7 protein-coding genes are annotated in these 19,299 nt (G+C 60.1%); 5 read left to right on the top strand and 2 right to left on the bottom strand.

From position 1 onward, the window contains the following. Positions 1-29 precede the first annotated feature (29 nt). Together V9K67_RS14000 and V9K67_RS13995 are read left to right on the top strand one after the other, a co-directional pair. Entirely contained in the window at positions 30-2,336 is a 2,307-nt protein-coding gene (locus tag V9K67_RS14000) for a Tex family protein (RefSeq protein ID WP_336723465.1), read from the top strand. 227 nt (positions 2,337-2,563) lie between these two features. After that, positions 2,564-4,828: a bifunctional alpha,alpha-trehalose-phosphate synthase (UDP-forming)/trehalose-phosphatase gene (locus V9K67_RS13995; RefSeq protein WP_336723463.1), complete on the top strand. Its 2,265-nt coding sequence runs from the start codon at positions 2,564-2,566 to the stop codon at positions 4,826-4,828. A gap of 99 nt (positions 4,829-4,927) precedes the next feature. Here V9K67_RS13995 and V9K67_RS13990 read toward each other — a convergent pair whose 3' ends face one another. Next, the gene (locus V9K67_RS13990) at positions 4,928-6,673 is read right to left on the bottom strand and encodes a tetratricopeptide repeat protein (RefSeq protein ID WP_336723461.1); all 1,746 of its coding nucleotides are present in this window, start codon (positions 6,671-6,673) and stop codon (positions 4,928-4,930) included. A 156-nt stretch (positions 6,674-6,829) separates the two neighbouring features. Next, a complete protein-coding gene (abc-f, locus tag V9K67_RS13985; RefSeq protein ID WP_336723460.1) occupies positions 6,830-8,803 on the bottom strand; it encodes a ribosomal protection-like ABC-F family protein in 1,974 nt (657 codons plus the stop codon). Between the two features lie 132 nt (positions 8,804-8,935). On the opposite strand from abc-f, the gene V9K67_RS13980 reads away from it, so the two are divergent. The 3 genes from V9K67_RS13980 (at position 8,936) to V9K67_RS13970 (ending at position 19,228) form a co-directional block, all read left to right on the top strand. After that, positions 8,936-9,553 carry a DUF3347 domain-containing protein gene (locus V9K67_RS13980; protein WP_336723459.1) on the top strand — a complete coding sequence of 206 codons (618 nt, stop codon included), beginning with the start codon at positions 8,936-8,938 and terminating at the stop codon, positions 9,551-9,553. Positions 9,554-10,027: 474 nt separating this feature from the next. Then, entirely contained in the window at positions 10,028-14,119 is a 4,092-nt protein-coding gene (locus V9K67_RS13975) for a PKD domain-containing protein (protein WP_336723458.1), read from the top strand. 462 nt (positions 14,120-14,581) lie between these two features. Then, positions 14,582-19,228 (top strand): Ig-like domain-containing protein, encoded by a 4,647-nt coding sequence (locus V9K67_RS13970; protein ID WP_336723456.1) that lies wholly within the window; start codon positions 14,582-14,584, stop codon positions 19,226-19,228. The last annotated feature ends 71 nt before the right edge of the window (positions 19,229-19,299 follow it).

Genomic DNA, 19,299 nt, shown 5'->3' with positions numbered 1-19,299 from the left:
ATCTGGAAGGGCAATTAATTAAAAGTGTAATGGAACAGAAGTATATTCAAAAGATCGCCGAAAAACTGGCGCTGACGCTGAAGCAGGTCACCAACATCAACACGATGGTGAGCGAAGGGGCTACCATCCCCTTCATGGCCCGCTACCGCAAGGAAGCCACCAACAACCTCGACGAGGTGGCCATCGGCAACGTGGTGGAGGAGATCGCGTATTTCACCGAGCTGGACAAGCGCAAGGAAACCGTGCTGAAAACCATCGATGAGCAGGGCAAGCTTACCCCCGAGCTGAAACAGCGCATCGAGGACTGCTACAGCTCCACCGAACTGGAAGATATTTACCTGCCGTATAAGCCCAAGCGGAAGACCCGCGCCACCGTGGCCATCGAAAAAGGCCTGGAGCCGCTGGCCCGCCTGCTGTTCGAGCAGGGCGAGCTGGACCTGGAGTCCGAAGCCGCCAAGTTCCTCAACGACCTGGTGAAGGACAACAAGGAGGCCCTGCAGGGCGCCCGCGACATCATTGCCGAGTGGGTGAGCGAGAACGAGCAGGCCCGCAACAAGGTACGCCAGCTGTTTACTGAAACCGGCAAGCTGTCGGCCAAGGTGCTGGAAAGCAAAAAGGACGAGCCCGAAGCCCAGAAATACCGCGACTACTTCGAGTTCAACGAGCCGCTGGAAAAATGCCCCTCGCACCGCCTGATGGCCATCCGCCGCGCCGAAAAAGAAGGGTTCCTGCTGATGGACATCGGCGTGGAAAAGGAAACGGCCGTGGACGAGCTCAACCGAATTTTCGTGAAAGGCTCCGGCCCCGTTGCCAACGAGGTGAAGAAGGCTGTGGACGACTCCTTCGGCCGCCTGCTGAAATCGTCCATCGAAAACGAATTCCGCCTGTCGAGCAAGAACAAGGCCGATGACGACGCCATCCAGGTGTTTACCGAGAACCTGCGGCAGCTGCTGCTGGCCTCGCCCCTGGGCTCCAAGCGCGTGCTGGCCCTCGATCCTGGCTTCCGCACCGGCTGCAAGCTGGTGTGCCTCGACGCCCAGGGCAACCTCGTACACAACACGACCATTTATCCCCACCCGCCGCAGAACAACTGGCAGGAAAGCATCGTGGTGCTGAAGCAGCTGGTGGACCATTACGAGATCGAAGCCATCGGCGTGGGCAACGGCACCGCCGGCCGCGAAACGGAAACCCTGGTGCGCAGCATCGACTTCGGCAAGCACGTGAGTGTCTTCCAGGTCAACGAAAGCGGCGCTTCCATTTATTCCGCTTCCGAAGTGGCGCGGGATGAGTTCCCCGACCACGACGTCACCGTAAGGGGCGCCATCTCCATCGGCCGCCGCCTGCTGGACCCGCTGAGCGAGCTGGTGAAAATCGATCCCAAGTCCATCGGCGTAGGCCAGTACCAGCACGACGTGAACCAGGTAAAGCTGAAAGACGCCCTGGACCGCGTGGTGGAAAGCGCCGTGAACTTCGTGGGCGTGGACGTAAACACCGCCTCCAAGCACCTGCTGCAGTACGTGTCGGGCATCAACAGCACCCTGGCGTCCAATATTGTGGCCTATCGCGCGGCGCACGGGCCGTTCGCCAGCCGCGAAGCGCTGAAGAAGGTGCCGCTGATGGGCCCCAAGAGCTTTGAGCAGAGTGCCGGCTTTTTGCGCATTCCCGGCGCTCCCAACCCGCTGGACAATTCGTCGGTGCACCCCGAAAGCTATGGCGTGGTGGAACAAATGGCGAAGGACGTGCAGGCCTCGCTGGAAGAACTGATCAAGAAAGCCGAGCTGCGCAAGCAGATCAACCGGAAAAAATACATTTCTGAAAAAGTAGGTGAATTCACCATCGAGGATATTTTGAAAGAGCTGGAAAAGCCGGGCCGCGACCCGCGCAACCCCATCGAGGAGTTCCAGTTCGATGCTACGATTAAGTCCATCGAGGACGTGCGCCCCGGCATGACCGTTCCGGGCATCGTCACCAACATCACCAACTTCGGCGCCTTCGTGGACATCGGCGTGAAGCAGGACGGCCTGGTACACGTATCGCAGCTGAGCAGCAAGTTCGTGACCGATCCCAACCAGGTGGTAAAGCTGAACCAGAAGGTGATGGTCACCGTCACCGAGGTGGATGTGGCCCGCAAGCGCATCGCCCTGTCCATGAAGGACCAGGGACCGAAAGCCAAAGAGGGCGCGCCCCGGGAAAAGGCCACCCTCACCAAAGGCGGTGCCCCCTCCCGCGACAAGATGCCCCAGGGCGGCCGCGAGAAAGGCATTTCCAAAAAGCCCGAAGCGCTGAACCCCTTCCAGAGCAAACTGGCCGAACTGAAAAAGAAGTTCGACAACTAGCGTTCGCGGATATACAAAAAGCCCCGGCCTGCCCCAGCGAGCCGGGGCTTTTTGTATTTTACCGGGTGCTTAACGCCGGGAATCATTCCCGGCAGGGAAGGAAATGTGGGCACAAAAAGCCGCAAGTGCCGGGGTAAATAAACAGTTCTATTGCCTTTTGCCTGTTGCTTATAGCCCATTGCTTCCGGTCTGTTTTTTGGGCTGCCTCCCCTAATAAAGATGCATACATGGGACGACTGATCATCATCTCCAACCGGCTCCCCTTTACCCTGGACCGGACGGACGGTAATATTACGGTGCGGCAAAGTTCGGGCGGGCTGGTGTCCGCCATCAAAAGTTACCTGGAACGGGAAGAAGAGGCCGCCATTCACTTCTCCGGCCAGATGTGGGTGGGCACCCTTGATGCCCCGGTGGAGGACTGGAATGCCGCCAACGAAAGCGGATCCCTCCAGTCCGATTACCAGATCGAGCCGGTATTCGTGGAAAAAACAGCTTACGACGCTTTTTACAACGGCTTTTCTAATTCCACGCTCTGGCCGCTCTTTCATTATTTTCCCTCGCTGGTCACCTACAAAAAGGAATACTTTGAGGCGTACGTGGCCGTGAACCAGGCGTTTGCCGACCGCCTGGTCGCCATTGCCCAACCCGGCGATGTGTTGTGGGTACACGACTACCAGCTGATGGCCCTGCCGCAAATGCTGCGGGAACGGCTGCCGGAGGCCACCATCGGCTTTTTCCTGCATATACCCTTTCCCTCGTACGAGCTCTTCCGACTGCTGCCCACCGCCTGGAAGCGCATGCTGCTCCAGGGCGTGCTGGGTGCCGACCTGGTAGGCTTCCATACCTTCGACTACGTGCAGCATTTTATCCAGTCGGTAAAAATGGGGCTGAAGGGCGACTCGCAGTTCACCACCATCCAGTACCGTGGCCGCCTCATCAAAGCCGATGTATTTCCCATCGGCATCGACTACAAAAAATTCCGCGAGGCCATCCGGGGCGAGGCAGTGGCGTCGGTCCGCGCCTCGCTGCAGGAAAATTACGGCGACATGAAGATCATCTTTTCGGTGGACCGGCTGGATTATTCCAAGGGCCTGGACTTCCGGCTGCAGGGGTTCGAGGATTTCCTCGATAAGTTTCCCGAATGGAGGGGAAAGGTGGTGTTCATCCTGAACGTGATCCCCTCCCGCGACGTGATCCCCACCTACGTGGAGCGCAAACGGCTGATCGAGGAAAAGGTCAGCACCATCAACGGGCGCTTTTCCACCCTCAGCTGGGCGCCGGTGGTGTACCGCTACAACCACCTTTCCTTCGAGGAGCTCTGTGCCTTGTACAAGGTGGCCGACGTGGCGCTGATCACCCCGCTGCGCGACGGCATGAACCTCGTGGCCAAGGAGTTCATTGCCTCCTGCGAGGATAAGGGCGTGCTGATCCTCAGCGAGCTGACCGGCGCGGCCAGCGAGCTGAACGAGGCGCTGCAGGTGACCCCCACCGATACCGAGGAAGTGGTGAATGCCCTGAATACGGCCCTGCTCATGCCCCTGGCCGAACAGCAGGGGCGGCTGGCGCCCATGCAGCGGCGGCTGTCGGATTATGACGTCATCAAGTGGATCAACGACTTCCTGGGCCAGCTGGCGGAAACGAAAAAAGAACAGGAAAAGCAAAAGGTGGAGGTGCTGGGAGAACGGCTGGTACAGCAGATCGTGGCCGATTACCGCAAGGCGTCGAAGCGGTGCATCCTGCTCGATTACGACGGCACCCTGTCGCCCATCGTCAAGCTGCCGTCGCTGGCCGTTCCCTCCGCCGAGCTGTTGCAGCTGCTGACCGAGCTGTCGACGGACAACGCCAACGAGGTGGTGGTGATCAGCGGCCGCGATGCCGATACCCTGCAGCGCTGGCTGGGGCACCTGCCCCTGACCCTGGTGGCCGAGCACGGCGCCTGCATCCGCTATAAAAACGAGGACTGGCAGTATACGGTGGCCAGTACGGGGGAATGGAAAAACCAGATCCGCCCGCTGCTGGAATTGTTTGTCAGCCGTTGTGTCGGCTCGTTCCTGGAAGAAAAGAAAAACACCCTGGCGTGGCATTACCGCAACACCAATCCCGACCTGGGCTTTGTGCGTTCGCGGGAGCTGCGCAACAGCCTGCTGCAGCTGACCGCCAATACCCAGTTGCAGGTCATCGATGGTAACAAGGTCATCGAAGTGCGGCTGATCGGCGTAGATAAAGGCGCCACGGCCAGCACCATCTTCAACCATTACCATCCCGACTTTACCCTCTGCATCGGCGACGATACCACGGATGAGGACATGTTCCGCGGGCTGAAGGCCCGGGGCTATACCATCAAGGTAGGCTTCGGCAGCACCGCAGCCCAATGCAGTATTGCCTCCCAGGCAGAGGTGCTTCCCCTGCTGCGCCGGCTCATGGGATCCCCGCTCGGACAGTGTGAAGCTGCCCCTGCAGTGGTTTCCCTGACCGATGGCAAGGAAATATAATGGTACCAACAGTACTTCCAGACCTGACAGGTTTTCTTACAATCTGTCAGGTCTTTGTTTTGCCGTCCCTAATTCCCAATTAACCAATGAACCAATTCCTCACAACACCCGCTTCACCAGCACCAGTTCCCCGCTGGCGGCTGCTTTGGACAGCTTTTCGCGGAGCTTTTTCACTTCCTTCTGGTCCTGTTTATCTCCCTGCTGTTCCAGGGCTTTCAGCAGTCCCTGCAGCGACCAGGCGTTCTGGGCGTTCATTTGCAGGTCGCTGCGGAAGATCTCCTCGGCCTTGGCCCACTGGCCCGCTTCCAGGTAGGCGGTACCCAGGAACTGTTTGGGGCTCACCAGCCAGTCGCGGGGCTCCATGTACACCATGTTTTCCTCTACCCGTGACGCCTTTTCCCAGGCGGCAATGGCGGAGTCGCGGCGGCCCTCCTTCAGGGCAATGAACCCTTCCAGCAGCTTTTCGGCTACCGTTGCTCCCTCGATGGCGGGGGAGAAGGAAGCCATGGGAATTTTCAGGGTCGTATCCCGCAGGCGGGTGGTCAGGCTGGCCAGCTCCTGGGTGGCCTCGGCGGTTTTTCCTAGCCCGGCCTGGCCCATGCCCCGGGCAAAATGGTACAGTACGTTGGCGTACGGATTCTGGTCTGCCGGCCGGGGGAGGTCGAGCAGGGACTGCCATTTGCCGAAATGCACGTCTACCAGCACCGGCGTCATGTACAAATAGGTCATGGCGGCGCCCAGGGGGGCGGGCAGCGACAGGGCCGCGGTGTCCATTACCTGCTGCAGTTCCAGCGCTGTTTTTTTGGCGTAGTCGTAGCGGCCGGCCTGCAGGGCGTTGGTGGCCTGCATGTGGCGGTTGTGCCAGAGGTAAATAAAGGCGTTTTCCTGCACGGCCGGGAACAGGGCTTTATACTTTTCGTACTGGGCCACGGCTTCCTCGTTCACCTGCGCGCCCTTCTGGTAATGGCCGGTACGCAGGTAAATGTGCGACGGCATGTGCACCATATGGGACAGGCCGGGCGTGAGCGCGCCCAGGCGTTCGGCGCTGGGCAGGGCCTCGGCGGCAAAGGGCGAGGCCTCCATGACGTGAATATAATAGTGGTTGGCGCCGGGGTGTTTGGGCGCACGGGTCAGCAGGGACTCGAGTACCGAGCGGATGAGCGGTGTCCAGAGCTTGGGACGGCCGTTGGGGTGCCAGTAGTCCCAGGGGTGCTGCAGCATCAGGGCGTCGGCATACAGGGCCGCAACGTCGGGCTGGTTGGGAAATTTCTGGTAAGCCTTGTACAGGGCGTCGACATAGGCCTGGTTCAGCTGGGCGCGGGAGATGGTGGTATCGGCGCTGTAGCGGCTGGTCATGGCGTCGATGAGCATCTGCTCGGGCGGCGTTGCCTTTTCTTTAAGTGCCAACGCTTTTTTGCTGGCTTCCAGCGCATCGGGAGCAGCGGCATAGCCTACGTCATTGATGTTGGGGCCGTAGGCCAGGGCCTGTGCCCACCACACCATCGGGTCCTGGGGATCGAACGTCGCGGCTTTTTTAAAGGAGGCGAGGGCTTCGATAATGTGGAAGCCGTAATACATATTGATGCCCTGGTTGAAATAGAAGCGGGCGCTGTCGTTGGTGCTGGGGATGTTCCATTTATAGCTGCCTGCCCCGGGCATGGGCATGATGTCCAGCTTGTCGAGCAGTTGGCTGATATAAGCCCGGTCGGGCGTGCAACTGACCATGCGGGCGGCCTTGAAAGCGGCCACATCAAAGGGTTTTGCTGCAGGAGGACGTTTGCTGGTGAAGGCGTAGAAGACGGCTGCCAATACGAGGCCGGCAGCAAGGAGCGGGATTCGTTTCATGGCAAATGAGGTTAGTACCAGAAAAGGTACGAAATCCCATGGAAAGTTTCTGAGTTCCTAAGTTCCTGAGTTCCTCAGTTGACGTAACTCCGGCAGGAAAAAACGGGCTAAGAAAACCAATATGCTTTTTTCCAATGAACTCAGAAACTCAGGAACTTACTTCGCCAACTCTTCCAGCTCCATAATCCTTTCGAACGTCGCTTCGTAGTTTGCGTTCAGCTGTTGCAGTTGCTGGGAAAGCTTCTGGTAGGCGGCTTCGGTTTCCACGAATTTTTGTTTGTTGGTATAAATGTCCGGGGAGGCCAGCTGGGCTTCCAGTTCGGCTTTTTTCTTATTGTGTTTGGCCAGGTCTTCTTCCAGCTTCTGGAAGGCACGCTGCTGGCGCTGCAGTTCCTTGCGGGCATCGGCCTGGGCGGCGGAAGAAACGGTTTTGGCCGGTTGGGCTTCCGGTACGGGTTCTTTCTGCTTCGGCGTATTTTCTTTACTTCGTACTTCTGACTTCGTATTTCGTACCTGCTCTTCCTGTTCCTTCTGCATGCGTTCCTTCCAGTCTACCCATTCCTGGTAGGTGCCTTTGAATTCCTTGATCTGGTGGTCGACGATCTCCCAGATCTTGTTGGCGGTCTTGGAGATGAAGTAGCGGTCGTGGCTCACCAGGATAAAGCTGCCCTGGTAGCGGTTAAGGGCGTCGATCAGCAGCTCGGTGGAGTGGATGTCGAGGTGGTTCGTCGGTTCGTCGAGCAGCAGGAAGTTGGCCTTGGAGATCATGGTCTTGGCCAGGGCCACGCGGGCTTTTTCACCCCCGCTCAGCACGCGGATCTTTTTGTCGGTATCGTCGCCGCTGAACAGGAAGCAGCCCAGTACGGTACGCAGCTCCAGCTCGGTCTTCTGGGTGCCGGCCTCCTTCATTTCTTCCAGGATGGTGTTGTTGACGTTCAGCGCTTCCAACTGGTGCTGGGCGTAAAAGCCTTCGTCGATGTTGTGGCCCCACTTGCGTTCGCCTTCGATGGGTTCGGTGCCGCCGATGATGCGCAGCAGGGTGGATTTACCCTTGCCGTTTGCGCCCACCAGGGCGATCTTGTCGCCCCGCTCGATCTCGGCCGAAGCGTTGCGCAGGATCTCGATGTCCTTGAACTGCTTCGATACGTGCTTCAGTTCCACCAGCACCTTGCCCGGGGTTTTGTCCACGTTGAAGTTGATGCGGATGTTGGGGCGCTCGATCTCCACGTCCTCGATGCGGTCCAGCCGGTCCAGGCGTTTCATGGCGCTTTGGGCGGCGGCGGCTTTGGTAGCCTTGGCGCGGAAGCGTTCGATAAAGCGTTCCTGCTGGCGGATGTATTCCTGCTGGTTTTCGAAGGCGCGCTGCTGCAGTTCCACGCGCTGTACTTTTTCCTTTTCGTAGAATTCGTAGTTGCCGTTGTAGAAATGGAGTTCTTTCTGGTACAGCTCCACGACCTTCTTCACCATGCGGTTGAGGAAGTAGCGGTCGTGGCTCACGATCACCACGGCGCCTTTGTAGTGCTGTAAATATTTTTCGAGCCACTCGATCGAGGGAAGGTCCAGGTGGTTGGTCGGTTCATCGAGCAGCAGCAGGTCGGGTTGCTGCAGGATCATCTTGGCCAGCAGCACGCGCATGCGCCAGCCCCCGCTGAATTGCTTGTAGGGCCGCTGGAGGTCTTCGTTGGCGAAGCCCAGGCCCTGGAGCACTTCCTCGGTACGGTGCTCCACGGTATAGCCGCCGGCTTCTTCGAAGTCGTGCAGCTTGTGGCTGTATTCGAGGTAGAGCTCGTCGGTGGGGGCTTTTTCGATGGCTTCGGTCAGGCGGGCCAGTTCTTTTTCCAGCACCTTTACCTGGTCGAAGGCATGGAGGGCCACTTCGAGGATGGATTCGTTGGTGTCGAAGCTCAGGAGGTCCTGGTGCAGGTAGCCGATGGTGGTGAACCGGCCTTTTTCCAGGGTGCCGGCCGAGGGCTGGTATTCGCCGGCCAGTACTTTCAAAAGAGTGGACTTGCCGGTGCCGTTATAGCCGATGAGGCCGATGCGCTCCTGGGGATGGATATGCCAGGTGGCATCCCGTACAATCACCCTGGCGCCGAATTCGAACGTAACATTTTGTAAACCCGCTAACATAAACCGCTGCTGTAAATGGTTGAGATGATAAAAGTCCGCAAATTAGAAAAAGTAGCTGATGTAGGAAGTTAAAATAGGGGAGAAGAGGTGCCGCTAACTTTGAATTATCTTTAGCGCAAAATTTTTCCTTTCATGAAGAAACTTTTCCTGTTGATCCTGCTGGGCCTTGCCGGCGTGCTGACGTGGTATTTTTTTGTTACCCGCAAGAAGCCGAAGGAGGAGGGCCCCCGGCAGCAGGCGGTGGTGGTCAGCCAGCATTCCGACAGTTTCAACGTTTCGGTAAATAAGGTGCTGACGGCCTATTACGGCCTGTCCGATGCCCTGGTGAACTGGGACAGCGCCGCCGCCAACCGCCAGGCCGGCGCGCTGAAAGCATCCCTGGAAGGGGCCAACTTCAACGAGCTGAAAAAGGATACCCCCATCTACCAGACCGCCCTCAGCTATATCGACGCGTCCAAAGCAGAGGCGGGTACCATCGCGGAGGCCCGCGACCTGACGGCCAAACGAAGGGCCTTCCACAACCTGTCGCAGAACCTGTACGACCTGCTGCGCACCATTCGCTTCGACGAGGCGAAGGTGTACCTGCAGGAATGCCCCATGGCCTTTAACGACGAGGAGCAGGGCCTTTGGCTGGATAAGACCGAGGCCATCCGCAATCCCTACCTGGGGCTGCACCATCCCAAGTACGGCAAGGGCATGCTCGAGTGCGGCAGCACCAAGGACACCCTCAATTTTACCCCATCCCATTAATCGGGGCCAGTTCCCGGGTGGCCCGGGACGGAAATTGGCACAGGCGGCCGGTCCGGGAACATCCGGGCCGGCCGCCGGCATTTTTAGCGGAAAAAGCGGGGTATTTGATAGTAGATTTAATTTTTATAGGTGATGGATTCAATTTTTTCCACGATGCTGGCCTTAAAGGTTATATATGAATAAATGTTAGTATAGTAAATTGGAGATTCTCTATAAGCTTATTAGGTGTATATACTTATATTGTATCTGTGCAAACACTTATATTGAGCCTTTGGGGGATTTAAGGTAAAGTACTTAAGTGTTTTTGCTGTAACTCTGCAGCTCAATTGAACAGGCTGGTGTAAACGATCAATGACAGGATTTTGACGGAAGTGTTGACGATTCATTAGGTGCGTTTTTCCTTCAGTAGGAATGCAGGCTTTCCGGCGAACCCCTGATTGATCGTCGTAACCAAAGCAAATCTCCTATCAGCTTATGAAATTTTATGCTCTTCTTTTCTGGGCAGGCCTCCTGGCAGGCAGCCTTTCGGCCCAGGCGCAAAACTGTACGGTAAATGCGGGTACCAATGCCACCGTTTGCCAGAATAGTACGCTCACCCTGAACGGGAACGCCTCCGGCCAGTTCCAGAATTCCGGTCTGACCACCTGGTCGCAGGTGAGCGGCGCGCCGGTAACCCTCTCCGCGCCTCATTCCCTTAGCTCCGGCGTCACCGGTATTACGGCAGGTACGTATGAATTTAAGCTCAGTGCTACCTGCCAGGACGGATCCACCGTCAGCAACAACGTGACCTATACGGTAGCCCCCATCACCAGTGCCGCTGCCGGCCCGGATGTGACCCTTTGCCCGGGTACCGCCTCGCTGAGCGGAAGCAACCCCGGTGCGGGTACCGGCACCTGGAGCATCGTAGTGGCCGCCAATGAAGCCGGCGTTACCATCCAGAATCCCAATTCCCCCACCAGCGCCATCACGTTAAGTGCCCATGCCCAGGGAAGTTCCGTGCTGCGCTGGACCGTGCGCCAGGGCTCCTGTACGGCCACCGACGAGGTTGTAATCACGAATCGGGGCGGCCTGAGCCCTGTTTCCGCCGGGCCGGATCAAACGCTGAGCTCTTGCTATTCCGGAACCACTACCGCCACGCTGGCCGGGTCCAAAGCCGGCCTGGGCGGAACCTCGGGCCAGGAAGGTACCTGGGCGCTCGTGAGCGGTCCCAATACGCCTGTGATTACGGCACTCCATTCCCCGACCTCCACGGTTACCGGTCTGATCCAGGGTGTGTATATCCTGCGCTGGACGGTAGACGGCCCCTGCGTTACGGGTATGGACGAGGTACAGATCACCGTTCCGGCCAATACCTCCGCGCTGACCTCGGCCGGAAGCAACTCGAGCGTGAACTATTGCGACGGGCGTACTTCGGCCGTCCTGAGCGCTCCCAGGGCCCAGTTTGCAGGTGAAGCGGCGCAGTGGACCCAGGTTTCCGGTCCCGCAGGCGCTGTCATCGCTGCTCCTTCTTCTTATAATACCACGGTTTCCGGCCTGGATGGCTCCGGCACCTACGTGTTCCGCTATACCATTACCAACGCCAGCGGCTGTTCGTCCAGCGTTACCCGGACCATCGGGTTTTCCGCACCGCCGACGATCAGCATTACGTCCCCTTCTCCTTTGATGGGCACCTGCGGCTCTTCGTTTATTCCCGTCAGCTACGCCGCCACCGGCGGTGTCCGCACGGAATTCAAGATCCTGTCCGCGCCGACACCCGGCTTTGTTCCCAACAGTTATTTCAGTGCCGCTACCGCTTCGCCCTACTACATGACCGGTCTGACCACTCCCGGCACGTACGTGGTCCGCTTTCAGCAGGTAGGCGGAACGGGATGTGCCACGGCTACCGCCGATGTGACCATCCTGGTTTCCGGCACTCCTTCCCCGGCAAATGCGGGCACCGACCAGTTGCTGGGCTGTAGCATTACCGCCACCTCGCTGGCCGGGAACCTGCCCACCTCGGGAACCGGCACCTGGTCGCAGGTCAGCGGCCCCGGAACGGCCGTGATCGCCGATCCCGCCCACCACAATTCGGGCGTGTCCGGCCTGGTACCCGGCGCGTATGTCTTTAAATGGAGCATTTCCAACGGGGTAGCCTGTGCGCAGGCGGAAAGCCTGGTAAAAGTGTCCGTGGCCTCCGGCCTGCCGACCACTGCCACTGCAGGAGAGGATGCCGCCATTTGTTATGGTATAACGTATAAGCTTTCGGGCAATACCCCGGCAGCGAATGAAACCGGTACCTGGAGTGTCCATCCTTCGGCCGGCGTTTCTTTCTCGGATACGCATGCGCCCCGGCCCACCGTTACCGGGCTGGCGGCCAATACGGTATATACCTTTACCTGGCAGATCGCTAATGCCTGCGGCTCCACTTCCGATAATGTCGTTCTGACCACCGGCAACGTCCAGGGGCCTGCCGCCGCGAATGCCGGGGCCGATATCTGCCGCATCACCGGCACGCCCTCCTTTGTGCTCGGCGCCACCGCTCCGGCACCGGCCGGGGCTACGGGTATCTGGCAGCAGGTCAGCGGGCCTTCGTCCGCGCACCTGAGCGATGCGGCCTCCGCCACACCTACCGTTACCGGCCTGGCCAACGGCACCTATGTATTCGAGTGGGTCACTTCGCTGAATGGATGTACGCCCTCGCGGGATACGGTCCTGGCTACGGTATCGCCCGGCACCACCATCAGCGTGACGCCTGCTTCCCAGGATATTTGTACCTCATCGGCTACCCTGACCGGTAACGGCCCGGCCTCCCTGACCGGCCTGTGGTCGCAGGTCGGCGGGAACGGCGGCGCGGTGATCGCTTCGCCCGGCCTCAACAGCACTACGGTGAGCGGGCTGGTGCCGGGGGCGTATACCTTCCGGTGGAGCGTTACCAATGGCGGCTGCGGCACGCAAACCAGCGATGCGGTGGTGCGGGTAGGAACGCCTCCTTCCGCTGCCAGCGCCGGCGCGGACCAGTCGTGCCTCAGCGGTTCTTCGACCAGCCTGAACGCTGCCGCTCCTGCGGCCGGCTCGGGTGCCTGGAGCCAGGTAGGCGGTCCCAGCCAGGTATCGATCACCAATCCCTTGACGCCGGCCACCACCGTGACCGGCCTGGGTGCCGGCACCTACACCTTCCGGTGGACGGTGACCAACGGGCTGGGTTGCACCCCCAGTACCGACGACCTGGTCGTGGCGGTCAATCCTCCCGCCGATGCCGGGACCGACCTGTTCATCTGCAACAGCCCGACCGTCAGCCTGACCGGTAATGCCGGCAGCACGGGTACCTGGACGCAGGTGGGGACCACCCCCGCTACGGCTTCGTTCGCAGCCGTCACCGCCAACGCTGCGGCAGCCACCAACCTGGTGCCGGGAACCTATACTTTCCGCTATACCCTCAGCAGCCAGGGAGTAGCCTGCCCCGGTTCCTTTGACGACCGGCAGGTGACCATCCGGCCGCCGGCGACCCCGGCGGTGGCAGGGGCCGACAAGTCGCTCTGCAACGTCAGCTCGTTCACCCTGGCCGCTAACGGCCCGGGCGCCAATGAATACAGCTCCTGGAGCCTCGTCAGTGGTCCCAATACGCCTGTTTTCGCTGCCGACCCGGCCACGCCGAATAACCAACTGTCCGGTGCCGTCACCGGAACCTATACTTATCGCTGGACCATCACCGGTACCGGCGGGGGCGGCTGTTCCAGCTCCAGCGATATCAAGGTGGCCATAGCCCCGCTGCCTTCTGCTGCCAACGCCGGCCCGAACCAGGCGATCTGCCAGCCCACGGCCACGCTGGCGGGTAATGCCCCGGCTGCGGGCTCCGGCCAGTGGGTGCAGGTGGCGGGTCCGGCGACCACCATCGCCAACCCTTTGCTGCCCACTACCCAGGTGAGTGGCCTGATCGGCAATACCACCTATGCCTACCAGTGGCAGATCCGCAGCGGCAGCTGCCCGGCTTCCGTTTCCGGGGTGCAGGTGGCCGTTACCTGCAGCAACCTGGTACTGCCGGTGACCCTGGTGCGCTTCTCGGCCATAAAGGAAGGCACTTCCGCCTTCCTGAACTGGGAAACCGCCAATGAAGAGCAATTCAGCCATTACGTGGTGGAAAGAAGCCAGGATGGCGTAAGCTATGCGCCGATGGCTACGGTAGCTGCCCAGGGCGGAACCGCCAACACCTATGCCTATACCGATAAGGGCCTGCCTGCAGGCAGCCTGTACTACCGCCTGCGCATGGTGGAAGCAGACGGCCGCTCCTCGTTCAGCAAAGTGATCCGCCTGTCCGCCACCGGCGGCAGCCCGCTGGCGATCACGGTCAGCCCCAACCCGGCAAAAACAACCATTGCCCTGGCGGTGGAAAACGACCGTGAAGGCAGGGCGACCATCTCCCTGCTGGATGCTACCGGCAAACAGGTATGGGTGGAGCGCCGCAACGTACCGGCCGGATCCAGCAGCCTGCGCATCGGCCATCCCGCCCACCTGGGCCGCGGCCTGTACCTGGTAAAAGTGGAAATGAACCAGTCCGTGATCACCACCAAATGCGTGTTTGAACCCTAGTGGCCCCGCCGGGCGCATGTAGGTGCTCCCCAGCACGGTTCGCCAAAGAAAAGAGGCAGTCTCCAACGACAGGAGGCGGCCTCTTTTTTTATGCCGCAGCGCCTGCGGCAGTCCCCTTCTACTACCCGGGAGTGAAAAGGAAAAGTTAAGGCCGCCCCCGGACGGATCAATTTCCATACGGGCTTTCAGGCGGTTTGAATAAGGGATTTATACTAAGTAAATACTTCTAATATGTAAGCGATTTAATGTCTTGCTTTGTATAAAATTTCCAATATGCCAGTAAAGACCAGGGAAGCAGGAGCGATGCATCGTTCCTGCTTTTCAACTTCAAAATCCTATGCATTACCAGCCCCGCTTTTCCTGCAAAAGCCCGGATCGGACCCCTGCAGGGAACTTTCTGCGACGGGGGAAATATTCCAAAGTATCCTGCGTGTAAAAACGGCCTGGAGAAAAGTGGTTTTTATGATGAGCCTCGTCCTGGTTTGCCTGGGCAGCCTCGCCCAGGCGCAAACACAGACGATCGCCGCCAATTCCTACATTATTAATATGGGTAGCTCCGCGCCGACCACGGGCAACAGCCTGAAGCCGTATGGCCTGGTGTACGAACTGCTGAAGACCTACAAGGTGCCGGTGTACTGGGTGATCAATGCGTCCAAAGCCAAGGACGGAACGGATTTTTCGCATAACGGGGTGGCCTACAAAGGCGGCACCTTTATCATTCCGGCGGCCTTCCGGTCCACGGCCGTTAACAGCCGCATTGCCTTCTACCAGGGACTGGGCATGACGGGCGCCTCCACCACTTCTGAATTTACCGTTCCGGTGACGTATACCCTTACCACGGCTCCTGTATGGACACTCGATGCCCAGAACGGGGGCATTGCCGAAAAATTCCTGATCAATGCCGGCATCCCTTCCACCGCCTACAGCTGGAAAACACCGGCGAAGCTGACCAGCTGCGACCAGTTTTACGTGATGCCCCATGCCGATCCCCTGTGGTCCACGCATGGCAATCTTTATACGTGGAACCAGACGGCCCGGGGCGCCATCTGGGCGGGCTGCCATGCCGTGAGCGTACTGGAGAATATGGTCAACCCTGCAAACGGGGCCCAGCAAACCAATTTCCTCACCCTTACCGGCCTCATCGATTTTGGCAGCCATGCAGCCGGTACGCTTCCCTTCACCCACCTGTTGCCGGCCGACCCCAACACCCAGTACATGGGCGGGACCGACCTGGCCCACCAGAATGGTTCGGAACAAATATATATTCCCCTGCAAACTGCGGGTGGCGGCTGGCGCCCTTCCACCCATATTACGGCCTACGACCCCACCCAGAAAAATGTGCCCACCCTGCGTTCCGACCGCTCCAACGCCGCGGCCCTGATCGTGTACGGGCGAGGCATGGGCCAGTCCGACCGGGGTTTTGTCATGTACGAGGCCGGGCATGACCTGAATAAAGCCACCGCCCATTCCGTGGCCGCCCAGCGGGCCTTCCTCGACTTCAGCTTTTTCCAGGGTATTGAAAAGGCGCCGCAGATCAGTACGGCCTCCCTTACGGAAGGCATGAAAATCTATGGGGGCATCACGCCCTCCTTTACCGCTTCGGCCGCTTCCGTTTTTCCGGGCAACAGCTTCACCTACAAGTGGAGCTCCAGCTGCGGCGGCTCGTTTTCCGCCCCCGCCTCCGCCACAACCACCTTTACGCCGCCGGTTGTGGCACAGGCCACTTCCTGCGTGCTCACCCTGACGGTTATGGACGCCTGCGGCCGTACGAGCTTCAAAAGCGTACCGGTGACGATCCTGCCGCCCAACCGGGTGCCGGTGCCCGCCGCCGACAATGCCTCCCTGGACCCGCTTTGCGGCACCGCCTCACTGGCGAAGAACGTATTGGCCAATGATGCCGACCCCGACGGTGACGTCCTGAGCCTGACCGCCGTTACGGGTAATGCCAACGGCACTGTCAGCTTTTCCTCCGGCGGTAACGTCACTTATACCCCCAACAAGGACTTTTTCGGCCTGGAAACGCTTACCTATACGGTCTGCGACAAGCGGTCGCCCGCCCTTTGCGCCAGCGGCACCTATATCATTGCGGTAGGCGACGCCAGCAAGGCCCCGGTGACCACCGATGACCAGCAAACCATTACAGAGGACAACCGGGCCACCATCAACGTGCTGGCCAACGACCAGCCCGGCACCGGCGCCACCTCCCTGGTCCTCTCGGGCCTGGTAAGCGCTCCCGCCCATGGAACGGTGTCGGTCAATCCCGATTATTCCGTCACCTATGTGCCCGACGCGGATTACAGCGGCACCGATGCTTTTGTAGTTCGGGTGGTGAATGACCTGGGCTACAGCAGAACCGAAACCGTGACGGTCACCGTAAAGAGCGACGGCTGCTCGGGCGGCACCTATACCGTAACCGGAGCCGGCGCTCCGGGCAGTGTTGCCCTCGGCGCCCAAAGGGATACATATCTCAGCCTGAATGACAATAACAAGAATTTCGGCGCCTGTACCAGCCTGCTGGTCGATGGCGAATCTTCCAAAAAGCTGCGCAGCCTGCTGCGATTCGACCTTTCTTCGCTGCCGGCAGGAATGGTCATCACCGGGGCTACCCTGAAAATGCAGCTGACTTCCGCCCAATCCAGCACCGCTTATGATATTTCGGCGCACCGGGTAACGGCCGCCTGGGAGGAAGGCACCGGCGCCTGCGGCGGCAGCACGGGCGTGCCCAGCTGGGTCACCCGGACCGGCACTACCGCCTGGACCACCGCCGGGGGCGATTTCGCCTCCGCGCCCTATGCCACTACCGCCGTATCCACCACCGGCGCTTACTCCTGGAACCTCACCACCCTGGTGCAGGACTGGTATTCCGGCGACTATGCCAACGAAGGGCTGCTGCTGAAGTTCGACAACGAAACCCTGAACAACCAGATCAAGACCTTCGCCTCCCGTACCCATGGCACCCCGGCCTACCAGCCGGTGCTGACCATCCATTATGCACCGGCCACCAGTTGCGCGCCTATCCCGGCGCGGGCCCCCCTGTCCCTGCCGGATACGGCTACTACCCAATCTGTTGCCCCGGTGACTATTGAGGTAGCCGCCAACGATCACCTGATGGGGGCTGCCGTTACGGGCATTTCAGTTTCAACGGCGCCTTCCGCCGCCCAGGGCACCGCCTCGGTGGTGGGCAACACCATCGTGTTCACACCCGTAAGCAGCTTCAACGGCATCGCTTCCTTCCAATACCAGCTCACCACGTCCAACGGCAGCGACAGCGCCACCGCCTACGTGGTAGTGACCAACTCACCGGTGACCGCCGCCGACGATGCGGCCACCGCCCCGAGCGGCGTTACCCAGACCGTCAATGTAAAGGCCAACGATGTCGATCCCGAAGGCCGCGCCCTGCTGGTCACCATCGCCACCGCGCCCCGGAACGGCACGGCCTCCGTGGATGCCTCGGGAAATATCGTGTATGTTCCCTATGCCGGCTTTACGGGCAACGATACGCTGTATTATTCCGTTTGCGAGGATGCCGCTGCCGCCGCTTCTTGCGCCGCCACGGCTTATTGCGCCGGCGCCCGCCTGGTGCTGACTGCCGCCAACCGGGCGCCCTCCGCCGGTGCGGACACCCGGACGGTGCTGCCCTGCCTGCCCGTCACCCTCAACCTGGTGGCCAACGACAGCGACCCGGAAGGCGGCGTGCTGTCCCTGACAGGTCTCTCCGCACCCAACCCCGCTGCGGCCGGCAGCCTCACCAACAATGGCGACGGGACCGTTACGTATACCCCGGCCCCTGGTTTTACCGGCACCTTTACCTTTACCTATACCCTGGCCGACAACGGCATTCCTTCCCAAACCGCCACCGGTACGGTGACCATTACCGTCTCCAGCCCGGCCAATACGGCGCCCGTGGCTGTCGATGATGCGGAAACCACCCTGGTGGGCCAGACCCTGTACGCCGATGTGCGGGAGAACGACTACGATCCCGAAGGCCTGGAGTTGAGTGTGCCCGTCATTACCATGATCCCGGCCCATGGTACGGCCACCGTGCTGGCCAACGGCCTGGTCCGCTACGTTCCCGATGCCGGCTTTTCCGGTACCGACGTGCTGACCTATCGGGTCTACGACCAGGCGGTTAACCAAAATACCTGCGTTCCAAGCGAGGAGTTGGCGGCCACGGCTACCCTGACCATCACCGTGGCACTGCCCAACTATGTGCAGGCCGCCAACGACCAGAACAGCACCTGGATCAATACGCCGGTGAGCGGCAACGTGCTGGGCAACGACAGCGACCCGGATACGCATACCCCGCTTTCTTTCCTCGGGTTTTACAGCGGCAGCACCCTCGTTACTTCGGGCAGCCTGACGGTTTATGAAGCGGACGGCAGTACGGTGGCCGGCACCCTGGTTCCCGGCGGTAACGGCACGTATACCTTTACTCCCGTTTACGGCTATACCGGCACGGCCGTGGTGCCCTACAAGATGGCCGATACCTACAGTGCGCCGGCAACGGCAACGGCCTGCCTGACCATCATCGTCTATCCCGATCCCGCCCACCTCGTGCTGCCCCTGCGCCTGCACGCCTTTGATGCGGTGGCCGCCGGCCCCGGCAGGGTATCGCTCCGCTGGAAAACGCTGGAAGAAGAAAATACCGCCCGCTTCGAAGTGGAGCACAGCCGTGACGGACGGACCTATACCTCCGTGGGCACGGTGGCCGCTGCGGGCCGGGCCCTGGAGGCTTCCTATGCTTTCGGGTATGACCGGGCTGCCGAGGGCAAAAACTTCTTCCGGCTGCGCATGGTGGACCGCGACGAGCAATATACCTATTCGCCGGTGCGCCAGGTGACCCTGTCCGGGGCGAAAGCCGGGGAGCTGACCGTTTTCCCCAACCCCGTGCGGAACGGCAGCGCTACCCTGCGCTGGTCCGGAGCCCCGGGCGGGTCCATGACCTTGAGGGTATTTGACGGCGGGGGACGGCTGGTAGCGCTTTATCCCTCCGTTTTCAGCCAGGCACCCGACCTCAGCCTGGTTACCTCCGGCTGGAAGAAAGGGATATACCGGCTGGTCCTCAGCGATGGCAGCCGCACCTTCGGTACGACGGTAGTGGTTCCCTAAAAGGCGCTTCCTCCAACGCAAAGAGGCTTACGGATGACCGTAAGCCTCTTTGCGTTGGACCGGGAACGAAG

Origin of the sequence: Huijunlia imazamoxiresistens, from assembly GCF_037132455.1 — a bacterium.
Taxonomy (GTDB): Bacteria; Bacteroidota; Bacteroidia; order Chitinophagales; family Chitinophagaceae; genus Flavisolibacter; species Flavisolibacter imazamoxiresistens.
The sequence above is the reverse complement of the archived record's forward strand: the minus strand, read 5'-3'. Positions and strand labels throughout refer to the sequence as shown.

Coding starts and splice junctions, on each gene's coding strand:
- abc-f (WP_336723460.1), bottom strand. CDS start 8,803: ATGTTAGCGGGTTTACAAAATGTTACGTTCGAATTCGGCGCCAGGGTG.
- V9K67_RS13970 (WP_336723456.1), top strand. CDS start 14,582: ATGATGAGCCTCGTCCTGGTTTGCCTGGGCAGCCTCGCCCAGGCGCAA.
- V9K67_RS13995 (WP_336723463.1), top strand. CDS start 2,564: ATGGGACGACTGATCATCATCTCCAACCGGCTCCCCTTTACCCTGGAC.
- V9K67_RS14000 (WP_336723465.1), top strand. CDS start 30: ATGGAACAGAAGTATATTCAAAAGATCGCCGAAAAACTGGCGCTGACG.
- V9K67_RS13975 (WP_336723458.1), top strand. CDS start 10,028: ATGAAATTTTATGCTCTTCTTTTCTGGGCAGGCCTCCTGGCAGGCAGC.
- V9K67_RS13990 (WP_336723461.1), bottom strand. CDS start 6,673: ATGAAACGAATCCCGCTCCTTGCTGCCGGCCTCGTATTGGCAGCCGTC.
- V9K67_RS13980 (WP_336723459.1), top strand. CDS start 8,936: ATGAAGAAACTTTTCCTGTTGATCCTGCTGGGCCTTGCCGGCGTGCTG.